The 12,204-nt window shown below is 66.8% G+C and carries 10 protein-coding genes; 7 read left to right on the forward strand and 3 right to left on the reverse strand.

Annotated features, from left to right (window positions below):
* Positions 1 to 3: 3 nt before the first annotated feature.
* The 3 genes from OXG79_06300 to OXG79_06310 are packed head-to-tail and all read right to left on the reverse strand — an operon-like array spanning position 4 to position 3,615.
* On the reverse strand, positions 4 to 1,038 hold the full coding sequence (locus OXG79_06300; protein ID MCY3783379.1) for a lysylphosphatidylglycerol synthase transmembrane domain-containing protein: 1,035 nt from the start codon (positions 1,036 to 1,038) through the stop codon (positions 4 to 6).
* Positions 1,035 to 2,675: an O-antigen ligase family protein gene (locus tag OXG79_06305; protein ID MCY3783380.1), complete on the reverse strand. Its 1,641-nt coding sequence runs from the start codon at positions 2,673 to 2,675 to the stop codon at positions 1,035 to 1,037. The genes OXG79_06300 and OXG79_06305 overlap by 4 nt, the downstream gene beginning before the upstream one ends.
* Positions 2,659 to 3,615 carry a GDP-mannose 4,6-dehydratase gene (locus OXG79_06310; GenBank protein ID MCY3783381.1) on the reverse strand — a complete coding sequence of 319 codons (957 nt, stop codon included), beginning with the start codon at positions 3,613 to 3,615 and terminating at the stop codon, positions 2,659 to 2,661. Before OXG79_06310 ends, OXG79_06305 begins: the two co-directional genes overlap by 17 nt.
* A 763-nt stretch (positions 3,616 to 4,378) precedes the next feature.
* Here OXG79_06310 and OXG79_06315 point away from each other — a divergent pair.
* From OXG79_06315 to OXG79_06345, 7 genes are all read left to right on the forward strand, one after another.
* The gene (locus OXG79_06315) at positions 4,379 to 6,367 is read left to right on the forward strand and encodes a hypothetical protein (GenBank protein MCY3783382.1); all 1,989 of its coding nucleotides are present in this window, start codon (positions 4,379 to 4,381) and stop codon (positions 6,365 to 6,367) included.
* Positions 6,368 to 6,412: 45 nt separating this feature from the next.
* Complete coding sequence (gene folK, locus OXG79_06320; protein MCY3783383.1) at positions 6,413 to 6,949, forward strand: 2-amino-4-hydroxy-6-hydroxymethyldihydropteridine diphosphokinase; 537 nt, start codon at positions 6,413 to 6,415, stop codon at positions 6,947 to 6,949.
* A gap of 479 nt (positions 6,950 to 7,428) precedes the next feature.
* The gene (locus tag OXG79_06325; protein MCY3783384.1) at positions 7,429 to 8,394 is read left to right on the forward strand and encodes a DHH family phosphoesterase; all 966 of its coding nucleotides are present in this window, start codon (positions 7,429 to 7,431) and stop codon (positions 8,392 to 8,394) included.
* A gap of 132 nt (positions 8,395 to 8,526) precedes the next feature.
* Entirely contained in the window at positions 8,527 to 9,240 is a 714-nt protein-coding gene (locus OXG79_06330) for a hypothetical protein (GenBank protein MCY3783385.1), read from the forward strand.
* A gap of 62 nt (positions 9,241 to 9,302) precedes the next feature.
* A complete protein-coding gene (locus tag OXG79_06335; protein ID MCY3783386.1) occupies positions 9,303 to 10,409 on the forward strand; it encodes a mandelate racemase/muconate lactonizing enzyme family protein in 1,107 nt (368 codons plus the stop codon).
* On the forward strand, positions 10,406 to 11,302 hold the full coding sequence (locus OXG79_06340) for a GNAT family N-acetyltransferase (protein MCY3783387.1): 897 nt from the start codon (positions 10,406 to 10,408) through the stop codon (positions 11,300 to 11,302). The genes OXG79_06335 and OXG79_06340 overlap by 4 nt, the downstream gene beginning before the upstream one ends.
* A 92-nt stretch (positions 11,303 to 11,394) precedes the next feature.
* A complete protein-coding gene (locus tag OXG79_06345; protein ID MCY3783388.1) occupies positions 11,395 to 12,195 on the forward strand; it encodes an aldolase/citrate lyase family protein in 801 nt (266 codons plus the stop codon).
* Positions 12,196 to 12,204: the final 9 nt, after the last annotated feature.

A 12,204-nucleotide genomic window follows, 5' to 3' on the forward strand; every position in this document is an offset into this window, starting at 1 on the left:
GCCCTACCGCTTCATTCGCGTCAACGCAAACATCGCCGCGCCGGTGACCGTGACGCACCAATAGGAAATGAACCGGTCGATGATCGCCACCACCCCCGCCGGCCCGGCGCTCACGCCGCCGGCCACCCGCAGCAGGCCGATGATCCCGCCATCAACCGCTCCCAGGCCGCCGGGGGTCGGAAACGCCAGCAGCAGCGACGCGGCCGCGCCGCTGAAGAAGATCGTGCCCAGGCCCAGCTCGAGCCCAACCGCCCGCGTCACCAGGGTCAGCCGGCCCATCTCCGCCGTCCAGATGACGAAGCTCAACAGCCAGAGTGAGGGTCCGCTGCGCCAGGTCCAGCTATCGAAGACGCCGCTGTGAAAGCGCTCGTAGATCTCCCCCACCCGCTTCGGAAAGCGTCGGAAAATCGGGCTGCCGAACAGCAGCATGGCGAACACCGCCGCGGCGAGCACGGCCAGCACCACGACCGCCACCACGATGATCCGGCCCACGTCCTCGCCAACCTCCGCCTGCTGCAGCACGAACACCGAGCTCACCAGCACGATCAGAATCAGGCTCACCACGTCGAGCACGCGTTCGGTGAACACCGTCCCCAGCGTGCGCGTGAGCGACGTGCCGTAGTTGGCGCGGGCCATGTAGGCCCGGTAGACGTCGCCCATCTTGAGCGGAATCACGCCGTTCACGAACCACGAGATGTAGAGGATCTGAAACAGGCCCCACATCGTGTATTTCGGCGTCGTCTCCTCATGCTTGACCGCGTTGTTCAGCAAGATGCGCCAGCGCAAGGTCCGCAGCGGAAAGTTCGAAGCGTAGACCACGAAGGCGGCCACGATCAGCCACGGATTGGCGCGCGACAGCCGATCCAGGATTTCCTCGATCGACAGGTCGTTCAGGAACCACACCAGCACCAGCAGCGCCGCGGCGATCGCAAAGCTGAGCAGCGTCCGGACGCTCAGAAAGCCGCGGCGAAGGGCCGGGCGGGCGACCAGCGGCCCCTCCGGTTCGGCGCCCTCCGGCGGGATCTCCCGCTCGTTCATGACGCCGCTCCCGTGCCCGGAGGCGCCTGCCGGCGACGGTGATCCCACTCAATGGCGTAGCTCAGTCCAATGAAGAGCGCGAAGACGAGACCCATGCCGTTCACGAACAAGCTGTCCACCAGGTTGTGCAACGAAAACGCGACCATACCGCCCAGCGCCCCGATCGTCGCCCACTCCCATGGCGCACCCCGCGCCCAATGCACCGCGCGGACGCAACGCCAGATCGCCCAGACGCTGAGCGCCAGAAACGCGACCGCCGCCGGCAATCCGGCCTCGGCCGCGAAGTTCAGATAGATGTTGTGCGCATGCCCCGGCAACTGCAAGAACGGCTCGAAGTTGAACCTGGAGTACGCCTGGTCGTAGTTGCCCGCGCCCACACCGATCAGCGGCGCGCTCATGAACATCCGCCAGCCGGCCTCCCACTGGGCCAGCCGCTCGCTGATGGCGAAGTCGTCGTCCACCACGATGCGCAAGGCGTCGCGAACCTCCGTTCGGCCTTCCACCGCCGCGCGCGCCGGATCGGGAAGCGCCCGTTCCAGGCCCCCCGTGAGCTGCCAGCCGGCGAAGGCCAGGAACCCGGCCACGATCAGCGCGACCGTCGCCGCGCCCAGTACGCGGACCCGCGGCATCGCCGCCAGCAGCACCACGGCCGTGCTCCCAATCATTCCAATCCAGGCTCCTCGCGATCGGCTGATCACCAGCGCTACCAGCACCAGCAGCCAGAGCGCGGCGATCCACGGCCGTCGCGACCGCCGGGCATAGATCGCCCCGGCCAGCAGCAACGGCAAGTGCAATCCAAGGTAACCCCCGAAGGGATTGGGCTGCTCGAAGGTTCCAAACGACCGGATCAGACCGCCCACGTTGAACGCCGCCGGCCCGATGCCCGTTATCGCCTGCACCAGCCCCACCGCGGCCTCCGCCGTCACGGCCACTCCGACCAGCCACGCCACGGCGATCCTGGCGTCGGCGTGCCGCAGCACATCCGCCAGCAGCACGACCGCCACGGCCACCTGCAGCCACTTGATGGTCTCCTTGAGCACTGGCGCCGGATCGGGGGCCAGCACGCCGGTGACACTCAACCACGCGGCAAAGACGACTATCGCCAGCGCCAGCCGGGGAATCTCGATCCGCCCGCGGCCGTGCCCCCCAAGCCACACCACCAGCGCCGCCCCCAATGCAAAGTCGCTCAGCCCCACCACCGACGGCCCGAGGGCAATCTCGCCCAGTCCGCGAAACGGGACCAGGGCCACGGCCGCGGCCGCCAGCATGGCCGTCGTGGACCGCGCGTCCGGCAGCTTGCCGGCGATGCGCAGTCCTCCGACCAGCACCACCCCGCCGAGCGCCACGAGCGCCATGCTCAGCAGCGCCGGCGGCGTTTGCACGATCGCCACGGCCACGAACCCGACAACCGCCAGGGCCGCCAGCCAACGCAGCCCGCGCGCTCGATCTTGCGCCGTCCACCACGCGGCGGCCGCCAGCGCCGCCCCAAGCACCGGCGGCGCCACCTGCAACACGCCGCCAAGCTCCGCCGCCGCCAGTGCTCCGTAAATCCCGGACACCACGACGGCGGCCAGCGCCAGCAACAGCTGCGGCGTCCAGGCCGAGACGAGGGCGCTTGGGCTAGTTCGGCTCAGCAAGCGCCAGATGCTCGCGGTACCAGTCAACCGTCCGACGCAATCCGTCGGCGGGCGCCACCTGCGGCTGCCAGGCCAGCACCTCGCGCGCGCGGCCGATGTCGGGACGCCGCCGCTGCGGATCGTCCGGGCGGGCCGGCACGTGGCGAATCTCGGACGACGAGTCCGCGATGTCGCGAATCCAATCCGCGTACTCCGCCACCGAGTGCTCGCTGGGATTGCCCAGGTTGAAGACCTGGCCGTCGGTGGCGGGCCGATACATCGCGCGGGAAATGCCCTCGGCCATGTCGGTCACAAAGCACAGGCTCCGCGTCTGGCTGCCGTCGCCCACCACCGTCAGCGGCTCGCCGCGCAGGGCGTTGGTCACGAACTCGATCGACATGCGCCCGTCCCCCACACGCATGCGGGGACCGTAGGTATTGAAAATCCGCACCACGCGCGCATTCAGCCCGTGCATGCGGCGTCGCATCATCACCAGCGCCTCGGCGAAGCGCTTGCTCTCGTCGTAGGGCGAGCGCAGCCCGATCGGGTTCACGTTGCCAAAGTAGGTCTCGCGCTGGGGGTGCTCCAGGGGATCGCCGTAGATCTCCGAGGTCGACGCCAGCAGCAGGCGCGCGCCGTCTCGCTGCGCCAGGTCACAAAGGTTGCGCGCACCGAGCGCGTTCACCCACATGATCTCCTCGGGAATGCGGTCGAAGTCCGTCGGGCTGGCCGGACTCGCCAGGTGAAACACCGCGTCCACCGGCTCTTCAACGTCCAGCGGCTCGCAAACGTCATGCTCGATCAACTGGAAGTCGGGTCGTCCCGCCAGGTGCGCCACGTTCTCGGGACGCCCGGTCAGAAAGCTGTCCACCGCAATCACGCGGCGACCGGACGCGAGCAGACCGTCACAGAGATGCGAGCCGATGAAGCCGGCACCCCCGGCCACGAGTGCCGTGTTCACGCGGACTTGGGGTCCTCACCGAAAAAACGTCGTTTGGAACCCCTTCCCTTTTCAAGGAGACCTTTGCGTAATCCCTCCCGCGGTGCCTGGAGCGCAGGTCCGACCCCCTCTCCCCTGGAGGGAGAGGGTTGGGGTGAGGGGGATCCGCAGCTCGGGCGAGGGGTATCGACCGTTCTTACAAAAGTCTGTTCGAGGGAAGAGGTTGGGATGGGGGTCATCGAGTGATATTCCAGGTGGGGCCGTTTGGTGCCCTCTCGCAGATGGCTGCGGGCGCCGGCATCACGCGGAATTGTTCAGACCTTCCCTAGGCGCCGCGCACCGACCACGCCAGCGCCATCCTGCGGGCGTCCATTCTATAAGGTCGGCGCCGAAGTCTCTCAACGACCGTCCGTCACTCCGGCGGAAGCCGGAGTCCAGGAATCCGGCTCGGTGGCCCGCGCTGCGTGCAGCGTGGGACCGGACACCCCTAATCTGAGGGTCCTCCGGGTAACTTCGGAGAAACGCCCATCGCCCCGCTCGTGGTGAGCCTGTAGCCGCTCGTGGTGAGCCCGTCGAACCACAGCGGCGACGACAGCTCAGAGCGGATGCGACGACCGGATCATGGAGGGGCGGTTCGCAAACCGCCCTGTCGTGGACTGAACAACCCGCTTCGGCTCAGTTCGCTGTCGGTTGTTACCTTCAAGTCGAGCAACCACCTCGCTAGCCGCCTGCACCCCAAGTGGAACCCCCCGACGACCTCGCGCTGACTCCACCGGAGAAGCACATGTGGCAAGCCGTCATGGGCGGCCAGCTTTGCACTTTCGGCAACGACGATCCGCGTGAACTTCTCTTCGACGACGAATGGGGACCGGAGCGCACCGTCCGGGGATTCGTGCTGGCGGCACTCCTCGTACGACTTCCGCCATGCGGAGCACCAGCAGTTCCACAAGTTGTGATCCAGGGTGCCCAAGTGACCGGTATGGTCGATCTGGATCTTCCCGATGAAATCGTCGGTATCCACCTTGATCACGCTCAGACCATGACAGCCCTCCTATTTGAGTCCTGCCTTTTCGATACTGATCTCTATTTCAGTTTAGGACAATTACACAGTCTATCTATAAGTCGCTGCGTCTTGTCGTCAATAAATGCCGAGGGAGTCTGGATTAAGGGTCGCCTGCAAATCACTGAGTCATTGATAAAGGGAGTCGTCAACCTGATAGACGCTGAGGTCAGCAGATCGGTAGTTATTTCGGACCTCGCAGTAACTGGGGAAAACGGGGTAGCAATAAATGCCTATGGCCTCAAAGTAGGCGGCAGCGCATTTCTATGTGACCACTCGATCGCAATCGGAAAGGTCCATCTCATGAGTGCGTCGATCGGTGGCAATTTAGGCTGCAATCAGGCAACGATCTATAATCTCGAAGGTCAGGCGCCCAACGCTGACGGCGCAAACATCCGGGGTAGCGTATTGCTGCAAGACGGCTTTCAAGCGACCGGCGAAATGCGATTCATCAGCGCACGAATCGGCGGCAAAATGATATGCGACGGAGCGAGCTTCAACGCACCCTATGCGGGCGATGCACTCGTAGCCGACACACTGAACGTCCATGACGATGTATCGCTCGCTTCAGGATTTCAGGCCACTGGATCGGTGCGGCTGCGAAATGCGCATATCGGTGGAAATCTCATCTGCGAAGGAGGACGATTCGATAATCCCGGACGCGTCTCACTCAGCATCGACGGATCCAAGATCAACGGCTCAGTCAACCTTTCTCTAGATGCCAAAGCTGGCTTCTATGCTGCTGGCGAGGTGCGGCTTCCAGGCGCATATATCGGCGGTGGACTTGTCTGCAAAGGTGGCCGAATCGAGAATGGCGGAGATCATGCCCTCCTCGCTGATGGTACCGACATCCGAGGCGGCGCGTTTCTACTAGACGGCTTTCACGCGGTGGGTGAGGTAAGGTTCGTCAGTGCTCACCTTGGTCGACATCTCGAAGTCATAGATGCAGTATTCTCTAGTAAGACTAATTCATCCCAAGTCTATGCCAGTGGTCTCATTCTGCAGAATGCTCGCATGGATATATTCTTTTTGCATGGTCCGAGTCTGCGAATCTTTGGGGAATTGGATCTGCGAGCTGCGCGAATCCGCGTGCTCAACGATGATCCCGAACGCCTATTCGCAAGCAGTACGACGCTAGGTCTCGATGGCTTTGTCTACGAGCAATTTGCTTTGGATTCGCCCCCAGACCTCAATACCCGCCTGCGGTGGCTTGAGATCCAACGACCGGGCTATCACCCTCAGCCATTCGACCAGCTTGCGGCCGTCTTTCGGAGCAACGGTCAGGACCATGAAGCTACGCAAGTGTTGATCGCCAAGCGTCGAAAGCGTCGGGGAACGCTTCCCAATCGGTGGCACAAGAGCTGGGACAGATTCTTGGATTGCTCGGTGCGTTACGGCTGGCAGCCGTGGCGGCCGCTGGTGCTCGGAGTCGGTGTATTTCTGGTTGCGCTTGCACTCGTCTTTGGTGCGGACCGGGCGGGCGTTGTCACCAGCCTCTCGGACACGCCATCACCGTACGACTGGTTCATCCACACGCTTGATGTGTTCCTTCCGGTTGTTGACCTGGGCGTCGAGTCGCGGTGGGTCATCAATGCTGAAAGCGGCGGCGGCGCCCTGGCAGTCGTGTGGTCTCTGTGGATTCTGAAGCTGGTGGGCTGGGGCACGATCACGCTTGCCCTGGCCGCCGTCACCCGAATCGTGCAGCGCGAGTAGACGTAGGTCTTGGCCGCGCCAATTTTGTGCACAGCCACACTCTCCATGACCCCGCACCCACCTAACACCCCCCTCCCAGCCCTCCTGGTCCTGGGCTCGAACCTGGGCGATCGGATGGGTCACTTGCGCTTCGCGGTGGCGGGGTTGGGGATGGTTGGACGCATCGATGCCGTGTCGCCGGTCTACGAGTCGCCGCCGGCCGGGCATATCCACCAGGGCCCGTTTCTGAACCTGGCGCTGCGGCTCACGACCGGGCTGGGGCCGGTGCGGCTCTTGATGTGGGGCAAGGGCCTCGAATTCGCCGCTGGGCGTCGGCCGGGCATCCCCTACGGCCCGCGCCCGCTGGATGTGGACATTGTGAGCCTGGGAGCGCTGACCATTGCGAACGGGCGCGTGACCATTCCGCACCCCCGCGTCGCCGAGCGGCCGTTCATGGCGGCCCCGCTGGCCGACATTGCCCCACGCGAGACGTTGGCGGGCCACGACGCGACGCTGGCCGAGCTCGACCGCCGGCTTGGCCGCGAGGACCTCACGCCGGTAGCGGGTCCGGATGCCGTGTGGACGAGGCAGTGCCTTTCCTGAGCGAAGCCTTCGACGGAGTCGTTTGCGTCGCCCCTCCGTCGTTCCGGCGGCGCCTGTCCCCGCGAGTGGAGACCCTTGCAGAATCCAGCCGCGCTTGGGGATGACCGGGCGCCCTCTGTCCGCGCCCAGGTTCAATGAAGGGTGGATTCCCGCCTTCGCGGGAATGACGAAGGGTTACGCCAACGCCTTCGAGGGCGGAGGCCGGAAGCCAGTTCGGTCGAGTTTGGATGCACGCCGGATGCCTGGCGTCGGGCGGGTCTGAGGCCCGCCCCTACCGGATTTCAACAAGGTCTCAAGAGGGGAGAGGCGAACGGACCGCGGCGACCAAGCCGAAATACGTCATGCGCCGGCCTAAGCGAGCCACCAGCGGGGATCGCGCTGGCGCACCTTCGGCCTGTGAAATAATCCGCCGCCCCCGCGCCTCCCGAAAGCCGCCTCGCATTCGCACGGAACCAGACCTCCCCGCCGCGCGACGCCGCGTGATCGATGCCCTTCATCGCGCGCGGCGTCCCTTGGTGCTGTCGCACCGGGATTCGGACGCCGACAGCCTGGGCTCCGCGCTGGCGCTCGGCGGCGCCTTTGCCCAGCTTGGCGTGGAGGCGGTGTTGGCCGTCCACCAGCCGGACCGCATTGCCCCGCCCTTGAACGAGCTTCCGGGCGCGGCCGCCGTCGTTCCCCTCACCGCCGAGCTTGGGGCCGCGCACCGCGACGTGATCTTCGTCGTCGATACCGCCAGTCCCGCGCTCTTGGGCGGCGAGCCAACCACACGTGACGCGCTCTTGAGCAGCCGGCCCGTCGTCAACATCGACCACCACGACTCCAACCAGCACTACGGCGCCGTCAACTACGTGGAGACCGCCGCCGCGGCCACGGCCGAGGTTTTGTGGGGGCTGCTGACGGAGGCCCGCATCCCGCTGACGGCGGACATGGCGACCAATCTGCAAGCGGGCCTGGTCGGCGACACGCTCGGGTTCCAAATCGCCGACACCTCGCCTCGCACGCTGCGGGCAGCGGCCGGCTTGCTGGAAGCCGGCGGCGCGACGCACGGCCTCCCGCGGCGCGTGCTCAATGCGCGCACCATCCCGGCCACGCGCCTGTATGGCGCCGCCCTGGCGGCGGTGCAAACCACGGCCGACGGTCGCATCGTCTGGACCTGCGTCACCCAGGCCATGGCGGCCTCGGTGGATGCCAGCGTGCACTACTCGCACGGATTGCCCAATGCCCTTCAGGAAGTCGTGGGCGCGGAGATTGCAGCGGTGTTCTATGAGCTCGACACCAAGAGGACTCGCGCCAGCCTGCGTTCCACCGGGCGCCCGATTCGGGAAGTCGCCGAGGAGTACGGCGGGGGCGGCCACCAGCTCGCGGCCGGCCTCACGATTCAGCAGCCGATCGAGGCCGCTCAGCGCCTGGTGATTGACCGTCTCCAGGCCCTGCTCGGGAGCTGAGCGCCTCCATCGAGGCGGCATTGGCGATTGCTAGACTCAGCGGGCGCGCGGTAAAGGGACCCGCGCCATTCCCTGTCCCGTAGTCCGTCCACACGACTCAGTGGGCGGGGGCACGGCCTAGAGGCGAGGTCGATGCGCAAACGGCTCTCCCGGCTGGCGCCGATCATCATCTTGGGCGTCACGGCATGGCTGCTCGCCGCCTGCGGTGACTCCGAGGTCGTCGCCGAACCGGTGACGGTGACGCCAACGCCGACGGTTGTCGAGATCACCGTCGCCCCGACCGCGCCCCCCACACCCGCTCCAACGCCCGAGCCCCAGCAAACGCCGAACATCCAAACGCCAACCGCGTCGCCACAGAACCGCACCGCCACGCCCCTGCCAACCGCGCCCGTCACGCCGACCGCCGCGCCGCCGTCGACACCCGCGCCGGTCGCCACCCCGGCGCCCACCGCGCCGCCACCGTCCGCCAACAGAACCCCGACCGCCATCGTCCCCCCGCCCGACGCGCGAGCCGCCGTGGGTCGCGTGGACACGGCCGAGGGAGTGGACGGCCTCCAGCGCCCCGTGGGTGAAACCAGCACCTTCGAGCCCAACCAGCGGGTCTACATCGCCGTCGAGTTCCTCAACGTCACGGCCGGCGCCGAGCTCGGCTTTTCCTGGCAGGCCGCCGAAGGCTGCCGCGGCAGCTACTCCCTGCCGGCCCGGTCGCCCATGCGGCGCGGCTTCTTTGGGTTCTACATCGACGAGACCGAATGCCTTGGCCGCTATTTCGTCCAGATCCTGGTGGACGGTGTGGCCCACGCCGGAATCACGTTCTCCATCGGAGCCGCCCAGCCCAGCGGTTGACCCCTGACGCCGCCGATGGTTTGCTGCGTACATCCCCGCTCCACGACTGCCCGAGGTGCCCCGTGAAGGTGACGCGCGTTTCCGCCGAGGTCTACGCCAAGCCGCATGACCCGCCGATCACCAACGGCAAGTACACCTACACCCACTCCAAGAACGTCGTCGTCCGCATCCAGACCGACGAGGGCATCGAGGGCGTCGGCATTTGCGGCGGTCTCGGCCTCCCGTCCGGGCGCGACGTGCTGGTCACCGTCATCGATAACATGTCCGAGGCCGTCATCGGCGAAGACCCGTTCAACGTCGAGCGCATCTGGGACCGGCTCTACCAGCCCAAGATCTTCGGTCGCAAGGGCCTCACCACGCGCGCGCTTTCGGCCATCGACATCGCCCTGTGGGACGTGATTGCCCGAGCCGTGGAGCTTCCGCTCTACCGGCTCCTGGGCGGCTACACCGACGAGGTGCGCGCCTACATCGCCGGCGGCTACTACGCCGAGGGCAAGGGCATTCCCGAGCTGCAGGACGAGATGCTCGGCTATGTCGAGCAAGGCGCCACCGCCGTCAAGATGAAGATCGGCGCAGTGTCGCTGCGCGAGGACGAGCGCCGCGTGGCGGCCGTGCGCGACGCCATCGGCGACGAGGTGGACCTGCTGGTGGACGCCAACAATGCCTACGTCACGGCCGACGCCGTGCGCATGGCCCGCATCCTTGAGTCCTACGACGCCTTTTGGTTCGAGGAGCCCGTCTCGCCCGACAACATGGCCGGCAGCGCCGCCGTCGCCAATTCCTCCAGCGTGCCCGTCGCCGCCGGTGAGAACGAGTACACCCGCTGGGGCTTTCGCGAGCTGTTCGAGTCCGACGCAGTGCGCATCGCCAATCCCGACGCCATGGTCCTTGGCGGCATCACGGAATACCGCCGCATCGCCGCCCTGGCCTCGGCCTACGAGATCCCCATCGCCCCGCACGGCCTGCAGGAGATTCACATTCACCTGCTGGCCGCATTCCCGTTCCCGCTGATCCTCGAGTACTACAACCCCAACGTGGCCGGTCTCAACGAAGTCATGTTCCACGAGAAGCTGGAGCTCACGGACCGCGGCACTGTGATGCTGCCGCAGGGGCCCGGGCTGGGCGTCGAGTTCAACTGGGACGCCCTGCGGCAATACCGCGAGGAGTGACTCCCGACGGGCTCGGCGACATCGAGCTGCGTCCCGCCCGTGAGGGCGATATCACCCAGTTCGACCGGCTGTGGGCCGAGGCCGAGCGGGAAGACCCGTCGCCCGACGACGATTCCCTGCCGCTCTACGCCCACGAGCTGACCACCGGCGCCGTCTGGGTCGCCGCGCGCGGCGACCGCGTCGTCGGCATGGCGGCCGCGCTGATCCGCGGCGACGTGGCCGTGCTGGCGGAGCTGGCCGTCGCGGCCGACGTGCAGGACCGCGGCATTGGACGGCGCCTGCTGGCGGCCGTCATGCCCGCCGACGTCCCCGAGCGCTTCACGCTGAGCTCGAGGGACCGGCGCGCCGTCGGTCTCTACGCCCGCGTCGGCATGACGCCGCGCTGGCCGGTCTACGAGTTGCGCGCGGAGCAATTCGACCTCCAGTCGCTGGACGGCGGTGTCGAGGCCGCGGTGGCCGCCGTGGACGACCCGGCGTTCATTGCCTGGGACGCGCGCGTCGGCAAGCGTCACCGACCGCAGGACCTCACCTTCGTGGCCAACGAGGTGGCCGCGCAGCCGCTGTGGTTCCGGCGCGGCGGCGCGACCGTGGGCTATGGCCTCGTGGCCCAGCGCATGGCGGACGAACCGAAGCAGTCGGGCACGTACGCCCTCGGCCCGCTCGGGGTTGGCGACCCCGCCGACGCCGGCGCCTGCGTGGCGGCCGCGCTGAAGTGGGCCCGGCCGCGGGCGCGGGCGGTGCGCCTTGACGTGCCCGCCCCGCACCCAGCCCTTGCCCCATTGCTGGAAGCCGGATTCCGCATCGTGGAGGACGACCAGGTGTTCTGCTGCAGCAGCGCGGCGACCGCCGCCGACCTGGCGTCGTACCTCCCTACCTTCGTCGAGATCTACTAGACGCTCGTCAGACCGACGCCTGCCCGGCCTCCGGTTCGACCACGCGCGAGCCGTGTGGAACTATCACCCGGTTCGATCCCGACGCGAGTGCGATGCGACCAAACACACTGCGTGAATTGCTCAACACCGGCCAGCCGTCGGTCGGCACCCACATCCTGGTCTCATGGCCGGGCGTGGTGGAACTCGTCGGACAGACCGGCGTCATCGACTACGTGGAGTTCGTGGGCGAATACGCGCCCTACGACCTCTATTCGCTGGAGAACATCGGGCGGGCCATCGAGCTGTTCGACCACCTCAGCGGCATGATGAAAGTCGAACAGGAGCCGCGGACGCACCTCGCGATTCGCTCCATCGGCTCGGGCATCCAGAACATCCTCTTTGCCGATGTGCACTCGGCCGAAGAGGCGGCGGACTGCGTGGCGGCGGTGCGCGCCGAAACACCGTCCACCGGCGGGCGGCACGGGGCCGGTTCCCGGCGCGACGTGGGCTACGGCTGGGAAAGCGCCGGCGGGGGGAAGGCCTTCGTCCAGGCGCTCGAAGATTCCGTGGTGGCGCTGATGATCGAGAAGGACGGCGCCGTCAAGGACATCGAGAACATCCTCGCCGTCAAGGGCGTCGACATGCTCCAGTTCGGTCCTGCCGACTACGCCATGAGCATCGATCTTCCCGGCGAATACTGGCATCCCCGCTGTAAGGCGGCGGAGGAGCACATCATCAAGACCGCGCTTGCCATGGGCAAGCACCCGCGCGCCGAGATCAGCTCGCCCGACCAGGCCAAGTACTACCTGGACCAGGGCGTGCGCCACTTCTCGATCGGCACCGACGTCCAGATTCTGCGCGACTGGTGGGCGCAGAACGCGGAGGGCGTGCGGGACGCGATCGCCGGGCACTAGGCCCGAGGC

This window comes from Chloroflexota bacterium (genome assembly GCA_026706485.1).
Classification (GTDB): Bacteria; Chloroflexota; UBA11872; order UBA11872; family UBA11872; genus JAJECS01.

What these genes read in the sequence shown, in the direction of transcription:
- OXG79_06300 (MCY3783379.1), bottom strand. Translation starts at nt 1,038, where the DNA reads ATGAACGAGCGGGAGATCCCGCCGGAGGGCGCCGAACCGGAGGGGCCG.
- OXG79_06315 (MCY3783382.1), top strand. Translation starts at nt 4,379, where the DNA reads ATGTGGCAAGCCGTCATGGGCGGCCAGCTTTGCACTTTCGGCAACGAC.
- folK (MCY3783383.1), top strand. Translation starts at nt 6,413, where the DNA reads ATGACCCCGCACCCACCTAACACCCCCCTCCCAGCCCTCCTGGTCCTG.
- OXG79_06330 (MCY3783385.1), top strand. Translation starts at nt 8,527, where the DNA reads ATGCGCAAACGGCTCTCCCGGCTGGCGCCGATCATCATCTTGGGCGTC.
- OXG79_06345 (MCY3783388.1), top strand. Translation starts at nt 11,395, where the DNA reads ATGCGACCAAACACACTGCGTGAATTGCTCAACACCGGCCAGCCGTCG.